An 18,206-nucleotide genomic window follows, 5' to 3' on the forward strand; every position below is an offset into this window, starting at 1 on the left:
TCGCGCGCTGGAAATCCGGGCATACCAACCGTTTGTCCAGTGGGTGTCCATATTCGGTTCACACGCCGTTTACTATTGTCCGGTGTTGATAGACAGTTGGTCCCAACGAGGGGACGCACCCGGACAGTCGGATCGTTCGTGGTCGAGTTCTCATCGAGTCCTTCTGATCGGCACAGCAGCATTGACCGTGCTGGTCCTGGGCGTGCAGGCGTTCGCGTCGTACAAGGGCTATCTCGGTCCGGTGGAAAGCCTGTTCGGTGACTACTTCCTCGTTCCCCGATCCGCGACGATGCCCTGGGTTGGCCTCGCTCTCGCACTGGTCGGACTGAACAACAAGGAGCGCATCTACGCGGTATCCGCGGCCGTCGTGATCGACGTGGTCGTCGGCGCGATCCGCTGGTTCTCCGGTGGGCCGCTGACGATGGGCACCGGCGGCACCTGGGTGCTGACGGCCATCGCGGTGTACGCGGTGTGGAAGTTGTCCGGTGAGCGTCGACTCAGCGTTCTGCACGGCGTTGCGCTGGGCGCGTTGCTCATCATCGCGGCCAAGGTTGCCGAGACGTGGCTGGAGATCACCATTCTCGTCGGCACCGATGTGTGGGACGAGTACGTCTTCCTCGCAGACCAGGCTCTCGGGAACCCGTCGTGGGTGATGGGCCAGATCGTCGACGCCATGGGCCCCGTCGGCGCCGCAGCGCTCGACTGGATCTACGTCGAACTACCGGTCGCGGTGATCGTGGTCGCGCTCTATCAAGTACGCAAGGGATGGCCGTCGCATCACCTGCTGCGTACGTTCCTGCTCATCGGGTTGATCGGCCCGATTTTCTACGTCCTGTTCCCGGTGGTCGGTCCGGTGTTCGCCTTCGGTCCGCGTGGTTTCGGATTCCAGATCGGTGACTACTGGCCGAACATCGTGCCCAACTTCGACTTCGCGTCACCGTCGTCGCTGCCGTTCGACGACGCCGCGCCGCGAAACTGCATGCCGAGCCTGCACACCGCGTGGGCAGTCGCGTTGTTCATCCACTCTCGCAGCGGGCCGTGGTGGATTCGCAGCCTGGGATCGTTCTGGCTCGTCGCGACCCTGACAGCGACGCTCGGTTTCGGATTCCACTACGGCGTCGACCTCATTGCCGGTGCGGTTCTGTGCTTGACCCTCGATGCGGCGCTGCGGGATCCGGAGCGCGGCTGGGGTTGGTTCCGAGTGCGTCTGTTGCTCGGTGGCTCGGCACTGCTCGCGGGGTTGTTGCTCTCCTACAGATTCGCTTCGGTGCAGATGGCCGAGTACCCGGCGATCTTCGGTCCGCTGCTGCTGGCTGTTCTCGTTCTCATGTCGGTGGCGTACTTCGCCACCTTCTTCGCCCGCCCCGGCACCGCTCTTGCAGTGTGGGGCGAGCGCGACGATGAGTGGGATGTCGCTACCGGAGAGAGTCCGGGTCTTCCAGTTCGTTGATCTTCATGAGGTCGTCCTCCTCGCGCTGTTCGCGGTAGGCGACCCGTCCGACGCTGTGTGCGATGACCGGCGCGGTCAGCAACGTGAAGATGCCGACCAGTACCAGCATCCAGATGTCGACGCTCCCACGAAGCAGGAACACGGCACCCATCAGAACAAGGATGAGCCCGACCACCTGAGGCTTGGTGGCCGCGTGCATACGGCGCAGGGTGTCGGGGAAGCGAACGATTCCCACTGCGGCGGTCAGCGCGAGCAGCGCGCCCAGGAAGATGGAGATTGCCCCGATCGTGTCGAGGATGTTGCCGATCACTGGTCACTCACCCGGAAGCGTGCGACGGACACCGAACCGATGAAGCCGACCAGTGCCAGCGCGACGATCGCGGGAACGATGGTCGTGTCTTTGCTGTACGCGGCCCAGACCGCGAGCCCACACATCGAGACCGCAATGATCGTGTCCAGGGCGACGAGGCGGTCGAGTGAGCTCGGCCCGTCGAGCAATCGGAACGTGGTCAGTACGGCGGCGATCAGGAGAATCACTCCCGAAATGATCAAGATCGTGGTGATGAACCCGTTCATGGTCGATCCTCCTGCCGGGGTGCATCGAATTCGTAGTCGCGCTGGTGCCACGGGCTGGGCTGCCAGTCCGAATCACGTTCGAACGACGCGATGAACAACCGCTCGAGATCCTCCACCGAGCGGTAGAACGCGCTGACGGCTTTCTGCGAACCGACGTCGAGCACGTGGACGTAGACGATGCGCCGGTTCTGGTCGATCTCGAGAACCATCGTGCCCGGGATCAGGTTCAGAACGTCGATGCACAGCGTGAGAACCAGGTCCGACTTGATCCCGAGTTGGTACCGCAGAACTCCGGTGACCGGCGGCGGCGACGGACGGATCGCCAGCCAGGCGACCTGGATACTCGACTGGATCGCGTAATACACGATCATCCACAGCAGACGCAGGATCGAGAGCAGATGGACCCGGCCCTCCACCGGTACGCGGGGGAGGGGAAGCAGGACCATGATGATCAGGCCGACGGCGAGTCCGCCGAAGATGTTGCCGAAACTGATGTTGCCCCACAACAGGATCCACACGACCATCAGCCACAGCAGGATCCCGACGCGGAGTACCTGTTCGCGTTTCATCGCGGAGCCTCCTCGGTGTTCGGGGCATCGGTACTGGGAGCTTTTGCAGGGTCGTCTGCAGCGACGGGAGCCTCGTCGACCGGAACGGGTCGGTGGTTGCCGAGAACCGCGTCGATGTAGATGGACCGGTCCTGCAGATCCTTCGCCGCTCGGTCGCTGATGTCGATGATCCGGCCCGCGAATACCGTCAGCCCCAGGCCGACGATGACGAGCCCGACCGTCGGAATCAGCATGAAGATCGGAATCTTGCCGACGTCCTCGCGGTCGACGAACGCGATGTCCTCTTCGGATTCGTCGATCAACGCTGACGGGCTGACGTCGGCGAGGTCACCTTCGGGCGCGTCGGCGCGGGCTCGCCAGAATGCCTTTGTCCACACGCGGGCGACCGCGTAGAGCGTCAGCAAGCTGGTGATCGTGCCGCCGGCGACGAGGATCCAGGCCAACGCGCTGGCGTCGGACGCACCGGCTTGCAGGAGCGCGACCTTGCCGATGAAGCCCGAGAACGGTGGGATACCACCGAGGTTCAGGGCCGGGATCAGGAAGACGATCGCGAGGATCGGGCTGGCCGCCGCGAGACCACCGAGACGGCGCAGCGACGACGACCCGGCTTGTCGTTCGATCAGACCCACCACGAGGAAGAGCGTCGTCTGCACGATGATGTGGTGGGCGACGTAGTAGATCGCGCCGGACAGCCCGGACGTCGTGGACAACGCGATACCGAAGATCATGTAACCGATATGGCTGACCAGGGTGAACGAGAGCAGACGTTTGATGTCGCTCTGCGCGATGGCACCCATGATGCCGACCACCATCGTCAGCAGGCCACACACCATCAATACGTTGTCGAGTTCTCCTTGCGGGAACAGCAGCGAGTGCGCCCGGATGATCGCGTACACACCGACCTTGGTGAGCAACCCCGCGAAGACGGCGGTAATCGGTGCGGGCGCGGTCGGATACGAGTCCGGGAGCCACGCCGACAGCGGGAAGACCGCAGCCTTGATGCCGAACGCCACGAGGAGGACACCGAAGATGGCGGTGCGTGTTCCTGGCGGAATGTTGTCGAAGCGCAGGGCCATGTCGGCCATGTTGAGGGTGCCGGTCGCCGCGTAGGCGAAGGCGATGCCTGCCAGGAAGATCAGCGAAGACACCATCGAGACCATCACGTACGAGATGCCGGCCCGGACGCGGTCGGCGCTGGCACCGAGCGTCAGGAGCACGAAACTCGCGGCGAGCAGGACCTCGAAACCGACGTACAGGTTGAAGAGGTCACCGGCGAGGAACGCGTTGGAGATACCAGCAGTCAACGCCAGATAGGTCGGCAGGAAGATCGAGACCGGCTGGGCCTCGCTGCCGTCGCGAATACCCTGACCGATCGCGTAGATCATGACGGCGAGCAGTACCACCGACGAGACCACGAGCATCATCGCCGAGAGACGGTCGACCACGAGTGTGATGCCGATGGGCGAATCCCAGCCGCCGACCTGAACCGCGGTCGTACCGTCGCGGTCTGCGAGGTAGAGAAGCAGGCCCGACACCGCGACGACGCCGACGAGCGCGATCAGGGTGATCACACGCTGGAAGCGCGGACGTCGGCCGACGACCAGCGTCGCGGCTGCGGCCAGCATCGGGATCAGGACAGGCAGGGGCGCAAGGGCTCCCATCAGGTTGTCCGAGATGGTCATGCGCCTCCACCTCCCTCGATCTTGGTCTGGCGAGCGTCTTTGCGCCGCTTCTCGGATTCCTTCTTACGAGCAAGGTCGGTGGCCCAGTCGGGTACCGGTTCGTCCTCGAAGTCGCCGTCGTGGAGGTCGTCGTAGCATTCGATGTCCTCGAGGTTGACCAGTTGTTCGAGGGGAATAGGGTTGCCGTCCTTGTCGAATGCGTCGCCGCCGATGCTCGGGGCACCGGTGAGCGGGTCGTCGGAGCGGTCGTGGTCGGGAGCGTCGGCGGGCAGGCGACGCTTGAGAACCTTGGTGTCCTCGGGATCGTCCTCGACGGCGTCGGCGGTGTTGATCTTGTAAGACCGGTACGCCAGTGCCAGAACGAAGCCGGCGATACCCATCGTGATCACGATCGCCGTCAGGATCATGCCCTGGGCGAGCGGATCCGCTATCTCCTCGTGGACCGAATCTCGGCCGACGATGGGAGGATTCCCGTCCGATCCACCGACGGTCAGGATCAAAAGGTTGATGGCGTTGCCGAACAGGAGCAAGCCGAGGAGCATCCGGGTGATGCTTCGTTCGATCAGGAGGTAGACACCGGCCGACGTGAGGACGCCGATCAGGATCAGCATTCCGATGTTTGCGCTCATGGTGCTTTCACCTCGATTTCTGCGTCGAGGCGGGCGCCGAGACTTCGGAGTACGTCCAGGACCAGGCCGACCACGATTAGGTAGACGCCCAGGTCGAAGAACAGTGCGGTGACCAGTTTGACGTGGCCGATGAGCGGGAGGGTGAACTCGAAGACGGCCGACGAGAGTGCCGGGGCGCCGAGGAACAGCGACACCAGGGCGGTGCCCGCGGCCAGCGCCAAACCGAGGCCGAGAATCTTGCCCGCGTCGATGGGTACGGCTTCACCGAGTTCGTAGCGGCCACCGGCGAGGTAGCGAAGTACCAGTGCCAGGCCCGCCGTCAGGCCGCCGGCGAAACCGCCGCCGGGAGCATTGTGGCCGGAGAAGAAGAAGTAGATCGACAACACCATGATGGTCGGGAAGATCAACCTCGTGGTGACCTCCAGAACCAGCGAACGGTGTCGCGGATCGATCAGGTCTCCGCCGCGCAACCACGTCGTGTCAGAGTTGGCGGCCGCCTTGTCGACGATGACGGAGGGTGCGTCGGCGACGCGAGGCGCAATGCCGAAGCGGCGGTTGCGGAACACGAGGCTGGCGACGCCGGTTGCCGCGACCAGCAGCACCGAGATCTCACCGAGGGTGTCCCATGCGCGGATGTCGACGAGTAGGACGTTGACGACGTTCTTGCCGTTGCCCAGGTCGTAGGCCGCGTCGGGAAGCAGTTCGTAGATCGGACGAGTGTTTCGGGCATTGGTCGCGAAGGCCGCGATGGTGGTGACGGTGATACCGACGGCGACGGCGAGTGCGGCACGCGGCCACTTGAAGCCGATCGCCTTGCTCTCGTCGACTTCGGCGGGGAACTTCCGGAGCACGAGCACGAAGATCACCAGTGTCAGCGTCTCGACGAGGAACTGGGTCAGCGCGAGGTCGGGTGCACCGTGCAGCGCGAACAACACGCCGCAGCCGTAGCCGGTGAGTCCGACCAGGATGACGCTGGCGAGGCGGTTGCGCATCAGCGTCGCGGCGATGGCGGCCGAGATCATCATCAGCGCGATAGTGAACTGGATGGGCGAATCCCACATCCGAAGGTCGACTCCGCCACCCTTGGTGTCGATGATCAGCAAGAACAGCGGCACCACGACCAGCGTCGCGAGAATCGTCGACTGCGTGCGGGGGAGCGAACCACGCTGAGTGGCGCCGGTCAGGCGCATCGAGATGGTGTCCATGCCGCGCAGGGTTGCGTCGTAGATACGGTCGGCGTTGCCGAGCGGCGGGTGCTCGAAGTGCAGGCGGCTGATCTGACGCTGCGCGATGTAGAGCGCGACGCCGCCCGCGATGACGATGCAGGTCAGCAGCAGCGGAGTGTTGAATCCGTGCCACAGTGCGAGGTGGTAATCGGCGTGCGGTCCGGGAGCCAGCGTGGTGGAGTACGGCGTCAGCAGCTTCTCGAGCTGGGGCGAGAGAATGCCGGCGGCCAGACCGAGAACAGCGAGCAGGCCGGGCGCGAACAGGAACAGCCAACCAGGCTTGTGCATCTTGCTCACGGCCGGACTTGGCTTGCTCAGGGTCTTGCGTCCGAAGGCGCCCCAGATGAAGCGGACGCTGTAGCCGACGGTCAGGATCGAGCCCAACACGATCACCGTGACGACGGCGATGGACGACCAGTGCCCGAGCGCGTTCGTTTCGAGCACCGATTCGAGTGCGGCTTCCTTGCCGACAAATCCGAGGAGTGGTGGCAGACCGGCCATGCTGGCGGCAGCGAGGCTCGCAATGATCGCGAGAGCTGGTGCCGCCTTACCCAGGTGAGCCAGTTTGCGCAGGTCACGGGTGCCGGTGGTGTGATCGATGATGCCCACCACCATGAAGAGCGCGGCCTTGAACATCGCGTGCGCCACGACCATCGTCATGCCGGCGAGGGCGGCGTCACGCGTGCCGATGCCGACCAGGACCATCATGAAGCCGAGTTGGCTGACGGTTCCGAAGGCAAGGACGAGTTTGAGGTCGTACGCGCGCATGGCTCGCCAACCGGCGAGGATCATCGACAGCAGACCCAGACTGATGATGGTGATGCGCCACGGCGGCGAATCGGCGTAACCGGGAGCCAGGCGCGCGACCAGGTAGATACCGGCCTTGACCATCGCGGCAGCATGGAGATAACCGCTGACGGGGGTGGGCGCGGCCATTGCACCGGGCAGCCAGAAGTGCAGCGGCACGATTGCCGATTTGGAGAGCGCACCGATCAGGATCAGAACGATCGCGACGGACGGGAGCCAACCCGTCGGCGGGTTCGCGACCAGTTCGGAGAGGTTGTAGCTGCCGCCGACCTGGCCGAGGATGATCATGCCGACCAACATCGCCAGACCACCCGCCGTGGTGACGAGCAGTGCCTGGGTTGCGGCGCGGCGACTGGTGGCGCGCTCGGCGTAGTGACCGACCAGCAGGAACGACAGGACCGTCGTCAGTTCCCAGAACACGTAGAGAAGCAGCATGTTGTCGCTGGTCACGAGCCCGAACATGGCACCCGCGAAGGCGACCATCTCGGCGGCGAAGATGCCGAGTCGAGGTTCGTCGTCGTTGAAGTAGCGGGCGCAGTAGATCAGGATCAGCGTGCCGACGCCCAGGACGAGGACGGCCATGATGGCCGAGAGCGCGTCGAATCTGAAGTCGATGTCCATCGACAGGCCAGGGACCCAGGTGATGTGCAGCGTCTCGACGGTGCCCCATTTGTCGATGACCCAGCCGAGGCTGGCGAGGGGGACTATCGCGAGGGGGAAGAAGCCGTTTCGCCCTAACCTGCGCACCACAAGCGGAGCCAAGAGGGCGGCAACGGCATGGGCAAGCAAGATAGCGAGCAAAAGGCACTCCGTCGTGTTGTCAGCGGGCGGCGGGGTGTCCGAACAAAATCGAACCTATCGGATTAACGAGACAATTCACCTAGTCGGAGAGGTTGTCTTTGCGTACATATTACCGGGCGTGGCAGTTTCGATGTGCAGCGAGTCGATTCGGACATCTTCAGCACTCGCTGATACACGTAGGTTGGACGACGTGAATTCGTCCACTCCCACCACGATCATCCGTACCGCTGCCCTCGCGCACATTCGCGATCGCAAGCTGATCCAGACCCGCTCCGTGGGCAAGACCGCGTTCTACATGGCCGGCGGAAAGATCGACCCGGGTGAGACACCCGAGCAGGCGCTGCACCGCGAAATTCGAGAAGAACTCGACGTCGATCTGGTCGACGGAACGGTGAAGTTCCTCGACGTCTTCGAGGCTCACGCTTTCGGTCATTCCGCGGACACCGGGCTGCACATGAGTTGCTATCTGGCGGAGATGGCTGGAGACCCGCACCCGACCAGCGAGATCGCCGAGTTCCGATACTTCACCCTCTCCGAGTACGCGGCGATGGACGAGGTGGCGCCGGGATCGCTCAAAGTGTTCCATCGCCTGGCGTCGATGGATCTGATCGACTGATCGACGGAGGCACGGATCGTGTGATCCGGCCCAATCGCAGACTCGTGTAGGCGCAAACGGCCACGATGATCAGCGCCACGGCGTCGAGTATCAGGATGTCGGTCGAGATCTCGAACGGGCCGACCGTCGTGATGCCGTTGAAGGGCTTGTTCTCGTCCAGCGGGGTGTACGCCGTCCATCCGTAGTCGAACTGCGGATAGACGAGCAGGGCCAGCGCTGTCGGGCCGAAGATGACACCGAGCCCGACGAGGGCTCGTGACGCTCCGGTCCGCGGTGGTTCCCGGTACATCGCGCTGGCGATCGCGTAAGTGACAACCGCTGCGGTGAAGGCGACAAGAATATCGCTGATCGTGAGAACGTCACCGATCTTCGGCGAAGGCGACGTGGCATAGCTGACGATCCCGGCGACCGTCACCGTCAGGAGCAATCCGTAGCCGACGACGCGGGACGGTGCGAGAGCGCCGACGGCTGCCGCGGCAACGATGACGACGCCGATCACGACGGCGGTCGAGGCCGGGGTTTTCGACCACTCCATCGCCTCGGTTGCCGGACGATTCGCCGAGACCGCCGCCAGAGTTGCGACGGCAGCGGTACACATCAGCAGGATCCGACTGCCGTCGCCCAACACCCGCGCACAGATCACCGTGATCACCAGCGCGACGAGTAGCAGGGGCACCGCCGCCGTGACGGTGGTGATGTCGAACCACCAATTTGCCGCGACGCCGAAGAGGGTGAGCACCGCTGCGATCGTCACCGGCCGAACGGCCATCCGTTCTTTGGGGTGGTCCTTGTCGAAATCGTGGAACCAGAACGCGGCGACACATGCGGCGGTCAATGCCAGTGCGATCAGTGTTGCCGCCAGCACTGGTGGTTGAAACTGGTTGGTGTTGTCGGCGATGTAGTCCGCGTACCGCCGAGGAATTGCATCCTCGTCCAGGAGCGAATCCGAGACATGTACGGCAACAATCGTTCCCGCGACCGAAGCGGCTCGGACCCGGGGAGCGGCAGCAACCGTGACCGCGCCGACAGCGACTCCCGCCCCGACGGGCGAGAGTGCCTCGAAGTTGTGATCGTAGAGTCCGGGCAGTTCGAGGAGGAGCCCACCGAATGCCGTCATTGCAGCGGTCCGTAACCGGCAACGGGCCATCATCGCGGCTGTCCCGACCGCGACGACAGCCAAGACGCCGGCGCCGATGGTCGATATCGACCAGAATCGGTCGCCCGTCGAAATCGACGTCGACTGGCTGTTGACGAAGGGCGCCAAAGCGACGACGGTGACGACGAATGCCGTCACACCACTCAGTGCGACGAGCAGCGTCCTGCGGGCGATGGGCACTGCTCCAAAATAGTCAATCCGGTACCAGTTGCACCGCAATAGCAGGTCTCAGTCCGGTGACGGTGTGTCAACGGCGTTTCGGCGACGAAGCGCGATCCCGGAGGCGACGACAACTACACACATCAGAAGCGCGGTGCCGACGGAACGTGGTGGCGCCTCGTACGCGTAGGCAATCGTCGAGGCTTCTGCCCGATACGCTGCGCCGGGCTCGATCGCGTCGATGTAGCCGCGCAGTGCGGAGTCCTGCTGGAAGTACGTCGAAGGTGGATCGGGCCGGAGGTACGTTGACGACACTGTCTCGATCTCGTGCTGCCCGATCAACATGAAGACCAGGGCACTGAAAGGAATGGTCAACCCCAGCGCCCCGATGACGGGATTCGAGGGCAAGACGGATCCGAGCAGTAGCCCCGTTCCGACGCCTAGCGCGACGATCCGGAGCAACAGGGCCACTTCGTGATCGCCGCTGAAGATCAACTCGGACAACGGGATCGAAGCCAGGAGCGCCAGACCCACGATCCTGCGATCTCGGTGTCGAGAACGCCTCAACCCGAAGACGACTGCGATGATCGCGAGGACAGTGATCACCAACGGCGAGGTTCGGTCACCGTCGAGAAAGAAGCGGTCGGTCAGATCGGCGAACACCGTCGTGGCGGCGGCGGCAACAGCGGTTGCAGCCCAGAGGAATCCGCCGCTGTCTGAAGTTGCGTCGAGTTTCCTCGTACAGAACCAGGTCAGGGTGAGGACGGCGACGGTGGACGCGATCATGACCAGCCAACCCGAAAACGTCGACGGGTCCTCTTGCCGGTCGACGACCGAACTGAGAATCCGTTGGGTGACGGCGAGGCCGGTGACAACCGCCAGAGCGGTTGCGGCAATGCCCGGTTCGCTTTTGCCGATCGTCGATTCGGGGTCAACGGTGATGGCGCACGCTACTGCGCAGATCAGCGTCAGCCACAGAAGTGCCCAGGCGGGTTCACCGATGGACGACGTGCTGACGGGTATCAAATCTCCGGTGGACGATTGCGCGGCCAACCATGTCGACACCACGCCCACTATCAGTAGGTTGCGACCGACGCGACTGTCCCACGAGGCGGCGACGGCGCCGCCCAGGATGAGTCCTGCTGCAATGGTTTTGGCAAAACCCAGAACGCTCAGCAGATCAAGACCAGTTCTTCGGGGACGACGTATCTGATCAGGATCAGTACGGCGACGCCCACGTACACAAATGCCCACGCGCGCTTTCGAGAACCGCGGTGCTGGAGATAGGTGCAGGCCGCCACCGCGACGATGGCGCCGACCACGACGCTGGTGGATTGGCTGCTGATCCATTGGTCGACCTTCGACTGCGGCTCGGTGACAGGCCATCTCATGCGGGCTGGGTTCGTCAGCGCCACCGCCGCAAGGATTCCCGAGAGAAAGGCCGCAAGAGCGACGGTGCATGACCTGAGGTCGATGGTCATGGGTCTGTCCCGATCAGGCGGTCTCGGTGGGTTCCGGTACCTCGACGGGCGGATGTGAAGGTCGTCGGAGGATCGCCGCGCCGCAGAAGCCGATGATCAGGGTGAAGAGTACCGCTGCGCCGACGGTCTGAGCGGTGACGTAGTCGACGGTGATGCCGATGCCGCGTCCGAATAATCCTCCGTCGCCGTGGGGAGAGACCGCGTCGATGTCGAGCTGGCCTTGGATGTATATCGACGTCATCATCGGTGGGAAAGAGAGCTGATCGGTAAGGATGGCGATCGACGAGAAGGTCATCGCGGCAAAGGGAATGGCGAGTCCGAGTGTGGCGTCGACCAAGCTGCCGGGAGCCAGGGAACCGAACAGCAATCCGGCGGCGAATCCCAGTGCGGCGATCTTCAGCGCGATTGACCAGACACCGTGCGCGGAGTCGAAGGGCAGTAGTTCTGACAGTGGTACCGCAATGAGAACGGCGATGGGAACGAGGTTTGGCACCTGCTTGTGCAGTCTCAATCCGACGGCCACCGGCAGGGCTGCGAAAAGCACCAGTACCCAAGGGGACTTCAGGTCTCCCCAGTGACCGGAACCCTTCGCGATGTCGACAAACAACGGAGCCGAAGCAGCTGCCAACGCGGTTGCCGCCCAGAGGAACTTGCCACCAGCACCGGAGGTGTCACCGAGACGGTAGGCGGCGATCCACGTCAACGCGAGCGCAGCACCTGCCGCCAAAACCATGACGATCCAGGCGGTTGCCTCGGACGCGTATTGCTGGCGGTCGATCACGGCGCCGAGCACGCGATGCCCGATCGCCAGCGCGGTGATCACCACGAGCGCGATGCGGATTTCGCCCGCGTCGGGCTTGCGGATCCGGAAGCCGGCCTGCGCGGTGACTGCGCAGGCGATCGCTGCCGCGGCCGTGACGCCGATCAGCCACCACGACGGCTCACCCACCGAAGACGTCGTCATCCTGGCTGTCCCACCGGCGAACGTGCGGATCGCAAGGAAGGTGGCAAGCATGCCGAGGAGTGTGGCGTTCTTCGTGGCAGTGCGATCCCAACTGACGGCAACCACACAGCCCAGAATAGTGCCGGCTGCAACACTTTTGACGATGATCAAGGCGATCAGCAGGTCCAGCGACGCGACCTCGGGTACGACTGCACGAATGATCGCGATGACGGCGACCCCGACAGCGATCGCGATCCAGGCTGCCCGACGGGAACCGCGACGCTGTGAGAGTGCGCAGGCAAGCACGGCAACTACGGCGCCGAGTCCGACGGCAGTGGGTCCACTGCTGATCCAGCGATCCACTTCCGATGGGGAGGCGACGATGGCCCAGTCACGAAGAACGGGATTGGTCAGGGCCAGCGCAGCGAGTATCGCGGACAGGAGCGCAGCGACGGTGGTGAGGATCGCTCGAGGATCGAGTGGCATCGGGCCAACCTATCGCGGCGCCGCGACTTCGGTAGTGGGCGGCGTGAGTGCCGGAAACCAGATGTCGGTGAGAACGTCTGCCGCGACGTCCGCACCCGCGGTGATTGCGCCCTGCTCGGCCCAGCGAATGAAGAAACGCTCGATTTGTGTGAGCAGGAGCTCTACTCGGAGTTTTGCTTCGTCATGCCGGTCCTGCGGCCACCGGGCCAGGTACGACGGCATCGCGTTGGGCAGTGCGGAGATGCCTTCGCGGGCCAGTGTGCGGAACTCTGGTTCAAGGACCATGGCCTCGTCCCACGCCCGCATCATGTGGTGGTGATCGCGGCACCAGTCGAGAGCGCGTGCGATCCAGCCGGCGAATTCTTCGCGCGAACCGGAATCGAGTACATGGTCGAGATCCTGGAATATGGCGAGGGTGCTGGATACGACAGTGTTCGAGCCGAGGGCCTTGAGAATGTCGATCTTTCCGGGAAAGTGCAGGTAGAAGGTGGCTCGGCTGCAGCCGACCCGTCCCGCGATGTCTTCCACGGTGACAGCCGCGTATCCGCGTTCGGTGAAGAGCGCACCGGCTGCGTCCACGAGGTCTGCGCGGGTTCGCTGCTTCTGCTTCTCTCGCAGCGTCAGTCTGCCGGAGGTATCTGTCATTACCGGGATCCTAGTGCCGCGGGGGCTCTTGCGGGACGGTTGCACGAGACTCCCCGTCTTTCACTTGACAGGCCGTTAGTGAAAGCTACTCTGTGGTGTAGCGCACATTCGACCGATCAGAGGACGCCATGACCATCTCGGATACAACACGCACGCCTGACCTGCCGGCCGGATTCGACGTCACCGATCCTGCTGTCCTCGGGGAGAGGATCCCTTTCGAGGAGTTCGCCGAACTGCGTCGCAACGCACCCGTGTGGTGGTGTGAGCAGCCGCCGACGGTCGGCGGATTCCAGGACGAGGGCTACTGGGTGGTCTCGCGTCACGCTGACGTCAAAGAGGTCAGCCAGCGCAGCGATGTGTTCTCGAGCTGGGAGAACACCGCGATCGCGCGTTTCGCCGACGACATGCCCCGCGAGGCCGTCGAGATGCTCCGCCATCTTCTGCTCAACAAGGATGCGCCGGAGCACACCAAGCTCCGCAAGCTGATTTCGAAGCTGTTCACGCCTCGCGCTATCAACGGCATGCGCGACGAGTTGGATCGTCGTGCGCGGAGCATCGTCGACACCGCTGTGAGCGAGGGCCCGGGCGACTTCGTGAAGCAGGTTGCCAGCGAGCTGCCGCTCCAGGCGATCGCGGATCTGATCGGAGTGCCGCAGGACGATCGAGACAAGCTGTTCAAGTGGTCCAACGAGATGATGGGCTACGACGACCCGGAATACCAGGGTGATCCGGCAGTCGCGTCCACCGAAGTCCTCGGATACGCGTACCAAATGGCAGACGCGCGTCGTACCTGCCCGGCAGACGACATCGTCACCACACTGGTCCAGGCGGATATCGACGGCGACTCTTTGAGCCCGGAGGAGTTCGGGTTCTTCGTGTTGATCCTGGCGGTGGCGGGGAACGAGACCACCCGCAACGCCATCACGCACGGAATGATCGCGTTCCTGGACAACCCCGAGCAGTGGGAGCTGTACAAGAAAGAACGTCCCAAGACGACGGCCGACGAGATCGTCCGTTGGGCGACACCCGTCACCGCCTTCCAGCGCACCGCGCTCGAGGACACGGAATTGGCAGGAGTGTCGATCAAGAAGGGGCAGCGCGTGGTGATGCTGTACAGCTCCGCGAACTTCGACGAGGACGTCTTCGAGAACCCGATGACGTTCGACATCACTCGTAACCCCAATCCGCACTTGGGCTTCGGCGGAACGGGCGCGCACTTCTGCATCGGTGCCAACCTCGCTCGCATGGAGATCGACTTGATGTTCAACGCGATTGCCGACAACGTCCCGGACATCACCAAGATCGGTGATCCGCGCCGTCTGCGCTCGGGTTGGATCAACGGCATCAAGGAGTTCCAGGTCGATTACAAGAGCACAGGCTGCCCCGTCGCTCACTAGAGTCGGTAGGTGAGAGGTACCACCCCACGATCTCGAGGAGCCACCGCATGACTTCGATCAACGACAAGGCAACAGCTCTACTGGCGTTGCACCAGCCAGGCAACCCGGTCATTCTCCCGACAGTCTGGGACGCGTGGTCGGCGAATCTTGCGGTGGCTGCAGGTTTTGCAGCCCTGACGGTGGGCAGCCACCCGGTTTCCGATTCCATCGGCAAGCCGGACAACGAAGGCATTACCTTCGACGAACTTCTGCACCGGATCAAGCAGATCACCGGTGCGGTCGACGCCCCGATCTCGGTGGACATCGAGGGTGGCTACGGGCTCGAGCCGGCAGTTCTCATCGACGGGCTGATCGATGCCGGCGCTGTCGGACTCAACATCGAGGACACCGTTCACAGTGAAGGCGGACGCTTGCGAGAGGCGCAAGAGCACGCCGACTTCGTGGGTGGGCTTCGCCAGGCCGCCGACGCCGCCGGAGTTCACGTTGTCGTCAACGCACGTACCGACCTGTTCGTGAAGCAGGTCGGTGACGAGTCCGATCGCGTCGATCGCGCCATTGCACGCCTCAAGTTGGCAGCCGATGCCGGTGCCGACGTTCTCTACCCCGTCGGGCGTCACGACGACGAGACCCAGCGCCGCTTGACGTCCGAACTCCCACTTCCGATCAATGCGATCGGAATCCCGGATCAGGACGACCCGGCAAGTTTCGGTCCGCTCGGAGTGGCGCGGGTGAGCTTCGGTCCGTTCTTCCAGATGGCCTTGGCCAACCGCGCAAACGAGATCTTGGGACGCTGGAAGTAAGAATGCAGACACTGATGTCGCCCGGCCCGCTGCTCGACGATCGCGGACATCTGGTCGAGACGGGTTGGGCCTCATCGGAGATTCGCAAGTATCGACGCTCTGCGATCACCGCCCCGAAGTTCCGAATCAAGGAGTGGGATTACTACTGCGCTCTCACGGCGGATTACGGCATCGCGCTGACCGTCGCCGACAACGGGTACATGGGCTTGCTCGGGATCTCCTGGCTCGATTTCCGAACGCCGCACGAGATCACCGAAAACGTGATGCTGCCGTTCCCGTTGGGAAGGCTCGGTCTGCCCGAAAGTGCGGACGACGGTGATGTGGTGGTGTCGAAAGGTAACGCTCGGTTCGAGTTTCGCCATGTAGACGGCGGGCGACACCTGATCGTCGACTTTCCGGCTTTCGACGGTGGACGAGGTCTACATGCCGATCTGTTTCTGGCGAGTCCTGCCGATGACCGGATGGTGATCGCCACGCCGTTTCCGAAGGCGCCCCGATCGTTCTATTACAACCAGAAGATCAACTGCCTTCCCGCTGCCGGGGCCGTGCGAATCGGGAGCGACGACTTCTCATTTCACTCGGAAGACTCGTTCGGCGTTCTCGATTGGGGCAGGGGAGTCTGGACTTACGACAACACCTGGTACTGGGGTTCTGCATCCGGACTGGTGAGCGGCGAGCGGTTCGGATTCAACATCGGTTACGGCTTCGGGGACACTACGGCGGCCAGTGAGAACATCGTGTTTGTCGGCGGGCGGGCGCACAAACTGGACAGGATCGACTTCGATATCCCGCAGGGAACGTACGACGGCGCCCCGTGGACCTTCTCGAGCAACGATGGTCGCTTCGAGATGACTTTCGAGCCGATTATCGACCGTGCCGCGACTTTCGATGTCGGGGTGTTGCGTTCGATTCAGCATCAGGTGTTCGGAAAGTTCACCGGCACAGTGATCCTCGATGACGGTTCGCCTCTGGTGGTTCGAGATCTCCTCGGATTTGCCGAGGAGGTTCGGAACCGCTGGTAAGCCGTACGTCTCCGCGAAGATGTCGGAACGCAGCACGAGCACCGAGGCATGGAGGTGCCCCGGTGCTCGTGATTTCAATTGTCGCGGTTCACGCCGCTGTCGGTGGACTGTTCCCGCCGATCGGATGCTGGAACGGATCGATCGACATCGGCGGGTAGAACACCGCCTTCCGATCCGGGCCGATCTCCACCCGCCATTCCGTGTGGTGCAGTGTCCGATGATGATGGCCACACAACAAGACCAGATTGTCGAGATCCGTTGGGCCACCATCATTCCAGTGAACGATATGATGGGCATCGCACCACCCCGATGGTGTCCCGCACCCCGGAAACGCACACCCACCATCACGCACCGCCAACGCGTGCCGCTGCGGAACCGTCGCCGTTCTTACTTCCTTGCCGCAGTCGAGCGGAACACCGTTCTCATCCAACAGAATTCGCGTGACGGTGCAATCGCACGCCAACATCCGTGCGGTATCGATGCTGATCGGCCCCACCCAATCCGTCCACGCGAACCCCAACTCCTCCGTGGAGGGCAACAGATCCTTCAAGGCTTTGAGGTCCGTCATGTCTTTCGCCGACGCAGTCACGGTGATGTGCGGTTTCACTCCGCCCTCGATCGGACCCAACCCCGCCCGCTCGTACCGCCGCAACAACTCGCAAAACCCGTCCGCCCGCCGCAGCGCCGGAGTGCGAGTGTCCTTGACGCCGTCTTTCTCCGGTGTCGGCGCCGACAGGCTCGACAACATAGTGATCAGACGGGCACCGTTCACGGCATCCAAATCGCCCTTCACCGACACGCGCCCGTACAAGCCTTTCGACGCGTAGAACTCATTGCGCTCCGAATCCTCACCCACAGGGACGCCGTCTTCGCGTTTGCCGTACTGCTTCTCGATCCGCCGGATCGCTGCCCGCACCGAATCACAATCCGCGATGTTCTTCGACGCCAACCCCAACAAGATCCCGCGGGCCTTGTCCACATCCGCCGGCGTCATGTTCTTCGGCGGATGCTGACAAAACGACGCCACCTGACGAGCCTTCAACGCATCCACATCACCCCGGTGAAAAGCATCCGCCACGACAGGTTCGAGCAACAACAACCGCGCCAGACTGACCAACAGACTGCACTCACCGATCTCCAAATTCGTCGAACCATGCAACCACTGCGCAATCGCCCGAAAACCCTTCCCGACCACAGTCTCCCGGGAAAACATTTCCACGATCAACAACACCATCCGCGACTGCAACTCGTGCCGGACACGCACCAGATCCAGAACCTCACTCTTGAGGCCCTCGCCATCCAGCTGCCACGCTTCCCGACTGTCCATACCCAAAGTTTAATCGAACAAAGTTTCGAACACAAGACTTGCATTTCGAAAACTGTTCCTATGCAATAATTTTCGACAATTCCGATTCTTGGGACTTTTCGGATCTTCATTCGATTTGCGGCAGGCATTGTCGACTGCCTCATCGCATGGACTCTGCTGACGCCGAGCGCTCGGCATGCATTCCGGCTTCGTGTTGACGTGGACGAGGACACTTGGACGCGTGGCCGCGCATGGGCTCTGTCGATTGCATTGGTTGCCTTGCCGTACTACCGCGACACGAACGAGCAGATCACGGCCTGGGCGAAACATGCGATTGCCCAGGTCGTTGACGACGTCCACACTGAACTCTGAGACCACTCAGCGCCGTTTCCGTTCTCGCAACGATCCTTGGAACTCGAGCAGGGAGGGCAACAGTCTTGTCCACGGCGTTCGGC

The 18,206-nt window shown here is 63.0% G+C and carries 18 protein-coding genes; 6 read left to right on the forward strand and 12 right to left on the reverse strand.

Annotated features, from left to right (window positions below):
• Positions 1-82 precede the first annotated feature (82 nt).
• Positions 83-1,450 (forward strand): DUF5933 domain-containing protein, encoded by a 1,368-nt coding sequence (locus tag ACFWAD_RS25865; RefSeq protein WP_378549005.1) that lies wholly within the window; start codon positions 83-85, stop codon positions 1,448-1,450.
• On the opposite strand, the gene mnhG is transcribed toward ACFWAD_RS25865, so the two are convergent.
• Genes mnhG through ACFWAD_RS25895 form a run of 6 tightly spaced genes read right to left on the reverse strand, consistent with a single transcriptional unit; the run spans position 1,416 to position 7,740 of the window.
• The gene (gene mnhG, locus ACFWAD_RS25870) at positions 1,416-1,760 is read right to left on the reverse strand and encodes a monovalent cation/H(+) antiporter subunit G (RefSeq protein WP_058038511.1); all 345 of its coding nucleotides are present in this window, start codon (positions 1,758-1,760) and stop codon (positions 1,416-1,418) included. The two genes, ACFWAD_RS25865 and mnhG, sit on opposite strands and share 35 nt — an antisense overlap.
• The gene (locus tag ACFWAD_RS25875) at positions 1,757-2,026 is read right to left on the reverse strand and encodes a monovalent cation/H+ antiporter complex subunit F (RefSeq protein WP_003945061.1); all 270 of its coding nucleotides are present in this window, start codon (positions 2,024-2,026) and stop codon (positions 1,757-1,759) included. The genes mnhG and ACFWAD_RS25875 overlap by 4 nt, the downstream gene beginning before the upstream one ends.
• Positions 2,023-2,595, reverse strand: coding sequence for a Na+/H+ antiporter subunit E (locus ACFWAD_RS25880; protein ID WP_050655100.1), 573 nt, complete (start codon positions 2,593-2,595; stop codon positions 2,023-2,025). The genes ACFWAD_RS25875 and ACFWAD_RS25880 overlap by 4 nt, the downstream gene beginning before the upstream one ends.
• Entirely contained in the window at positions 2,592-4,277 is a 1,686-nt protein-coding gene (locus ACFWAD_RS25885; RefSeq protein ID WP_378549007.1) for a Na+/H+ antiporter subunit D, read from the reverse strand. Before ACFWAD_RS25885 ends, ACFWAD_RS25880 begins: the two co-directional genes overlap by 4 nt.
• Positions 4,274-4,906, reverse strand: a complete 633-nt coding sequence (locus tag ACFWAD_RS25890) for a Na(+)/H(+) antiporter subunit C (RefSeq protein WP_378537348.1) — start codon at positions 4,904-4,906, stop codon at positions 4,274-4,276. The genes ACFWAD_RS25885 and ACFWAD_RS25890 overlap by 4 nt, the downstream gene beginning before the upstream one ends.
• Positions 4,903-7,740, reverse strand: a complete 2,838-nt coding sequence (locus ACFWAD_RS25895) for a Na+/H+ antiporter subunit A (protein WP_378549010.1) — start codon at positions 7,738-7,740, stop codon at positions 4,903-4,905. The genes ACFWAD_RS25890 and ACFWAD_RS25895 overlap by 4 nt, the downstream gene beginning before the upstream one ends.
• Before the next feature lie 190 nt (positions 7,741-7,930).
• Here ACFWAD_RS25895 and ACFWAD_RS25900 point away from each other — a divergent pair, with 190 nt between their 5' ends.
• Positions 7,931-8,356 (forward strand): NUDIX domain-containing protein, encoded by a 426-nt coding sequence (locus ACFWAD_RS25900; RefSeq protein WP_378549013.1) that lies wholly within the window; start codon positions 7,931-7,933, stop codon positions 8,354-8,356.
• Here ACFWAD_RS25900 and ACFWAD_RS25905 read toward each other — a convergent pair.
• The 5 genes from ACFWAD_RS25905 to ACFWAD_RS25925 all read right to left on the reverse strand — a co-directional run bounded on the left by ACFWAD_RS25905 (position 8,313) and on the right by ACFWAD_RS25925 (position 13,226).
• Positions 8,313-9,692, reverse strand: coding sequence for a hypothetical protein (locus tag ACFWAD_RS25905; RefSeq protein WP_378549016.1), 1,380 nt, complete (start codon positions 9,690-9,692; stop codon positions 8,313-8,315). The two genes, ACFWAD_RS25900 and ACFWAD_RS25905, sit on opposite strands and share 44 nt — an antisense overlap.
• Positions 9,693-9,740: 48 nt before the next feature.
• Positions 9,741-10,736 (reverse strand): hypothetical protein, encoded by a 996-nt coding sequence (locus tag ACFWAD_RS25910; RefSeq protein ID WP_378549018.1) that lies wholly within the window; start codon positions 10,734-10,736, stop codon positions 9,741-9,743.
• A 107-nt stretch (positions 10,737-10,843) separates the two neighbouring features.
• Positions 10,844-11,152 (reverse strand): hypothetical protein, encoded by a 309-nt coding sequence (locus tag ACFWAD_RS25915; protein WP_378549021.1) that lies wholly within the window; start codon positions 11,150-11,152, stop codon positions 10,844-10,846.
• A 13-nt stretch (positions 11,153-11,165) separates the two neighbouring features.
• Entirely contained in the window at positions 11,166-12,581 is a 1,416-nt protein-coding gene (locus ACFWAD_RS25920; protein WP_378549024.1) for a hypothetical protein, read from the reverse strand.
• A 9-nt stretch (positions 12,582-12,590) separates the two neighbouring features.
• Positions 12,591-13,226: a TetR/AcrR family transcriptional regulator gene (locus ACFWAD_RS25925; protein WP_378549027.1), complete on the reverse strand. Its 636-nt coding sequence runs from the start codon at positions 13,224-13,226 to the stop codon at positions 12,591-12,593.
• A gap of 128 nt (positions 13,227-13,354) precedes the next feature.
• Between ACFWAD_RS25925 and ACFWAD_RS25930 the strand changes: the two genes are divergently transcribed.
• From ACFWAD_RS25930 to ACFWAD_RS25940, 3 genes are read left to right on the forward strand one after another with little or no spacing between them, the layout of a single operon-like run.
• Positions 13,355-14,623, forward strand: coding sequence for a cytochrome P450 (locus tag ACFWAD_RS25930; RefSeq protein ID WP_003945041.1), 1,269 nt, complete (start codon positions 13,355-13,357; stop codon positions 14,621-14,623).
• A 47-nt stretch (positions 14,624-14,670) separates the two neighbouring features.
• Positions 14,671-15,423 (forward strand): isocitrate lyase/phosphoenolpyruvate mutase family protein, encoded by a 753-nt coding sequence (locus ACFWAD_RS25935; protein ID WP_283307555.1) that lies wholly within the window; start codon positions 14,671-14,673, stop codon positions 15,421-15,423.
• Between the two features lie 2 nt (positions 15,424-15,425).
• Positions 15,426-16,445, forward strand: a complete 1,020-nt coding sequence (locus tag ACFWAD_RS25940; RefSeq protein ID WP_378549032.1) for a DUF2804 domain-containing protein — start codon at positions 15,426-15,428, stop codon at positions 16,443-16,445.
• Between the two features lie 88 nt (positions 16,446-16,533).
• Here the strand turns inward: ACFWAD_RS25940 and ACFWAD_RS25945 are convergent, their stop codons facing one another.
• Positions 16,534-17,772 carry a DUF222 domain-containing protein gene (locus ACFWAD_RS25945; protein ID WP_378549035.1) on the reverse strand — a complete coding sequence of 413 codons (1,239 nt, stop codon included), beginning with the start codon at positions 17,770-17,772 and terminating at the stop codon, positions 16,534-16,536.
• A gap of 198 nt (positions 17,773-17,970) precedes the next feature.
• Between ACFWAD_RS25945 and ACFWAD_RS25950 the strand changes: the two genes are divergently transcribed.
• Positions 17,971-18,123, forward strand: coding sequence for an aminoglycoside phosphotransferase (locus ACFWAD_RS25950; protein ID WP_378549038.1), 153 nt, complete (start codon positions 17,971-17,973; stop codon positions 18,121-18,123).
• The last annotated feature ends 83 nt before the right edge of the window (positions 18,124-18,206 follow it).

The organism is Rhodococcus sp. NPDC059969 (assembly GCF_042738325.1).
Taxonomy (GTDB): domain Bacteria; phylum Actinomycetota; class Actinomycetes; order Mycobacteriales; family Mycobacteriaceae; genus Rhodococcus_F.

Coding starts and splice junctions, on each gene's coding strand:
- ACFWAD_RS25875 (WP_003945061.1), bottom strand. CDS start 2,026: ATGAACGGGTTCATCACCACGATCTTGATCATTTCGGGAGTGATTCTC.
- ACFWAD_RS25880 (WP_050655100.1), bottom strand. CDS start 2,595: ATGAAACGCGAACAGGTACTCCGCGTCGGGATCCTGCTGTGGCTGATG.
- ACFWAD_RS25885 (WP_378549007.1), bottom strand. CDS start 4,277: ATGACCATCTCGGACAACCTGATGGGAGCCCTTGCGCCCCTGCCTGTC.
- ACFWAD_RS25890 (WP_378537348.1), bottom strand. CDS start 4,906: ATGAGCGCAAACATCGGAATGCTGATCCTGATCGGCGTCCTCACGTCG.
- ACFWAD_RS25915 (WP_378549021.1), bottom strand. CDS start 11,152: ATGACCATCGACCTCAGGTCATGCACCGTCGCTCTTGCGGCCTTTCTC.
- ACFWAD_RS25920 (WP_378549024.1), bottom strand. CDS start 12,581: ATGCCACTCGATCCTCGAGCGATCCTCACCACCGTCGCTGCGCTCCTG.
- ACFWAD_RS25925 (WP_378549027.1), bottom strand. CDS start 13,226: ATGACAGATACCTCCGGCAGACTGACGCTGCGAGAGAAGCAGAAGCAG.
- ACFWAD_RS25930 (WP_003945041.1), top strand. CDS start 13,355: ATGACCATCTCGGATACAACACGCACGCCTGACCTGCCGGCCGGATTC.
- ACFWAD_RS25935 (WP_283307555.1), top strand. CDS start 14,671: ATGACTTCGATCAACGACAAGGCAACAGCTCTACTGGCGTTGCACCAG.
- ACFWAD_RS25940 (WP_378549032.1), top strand. CDS start 15,426: ATGCAGACACTGATGTCGCCCGGCCCGCTGCTCGACGATCGCGGACAT.
- ACFWAD_RS25945 (WP_378549035.1), bottom strand. CDS start 17,772: ATGGACAGTCGGGAAGCGTGGCAGCTGGATGGCGAGGGCCTCAAGAGT.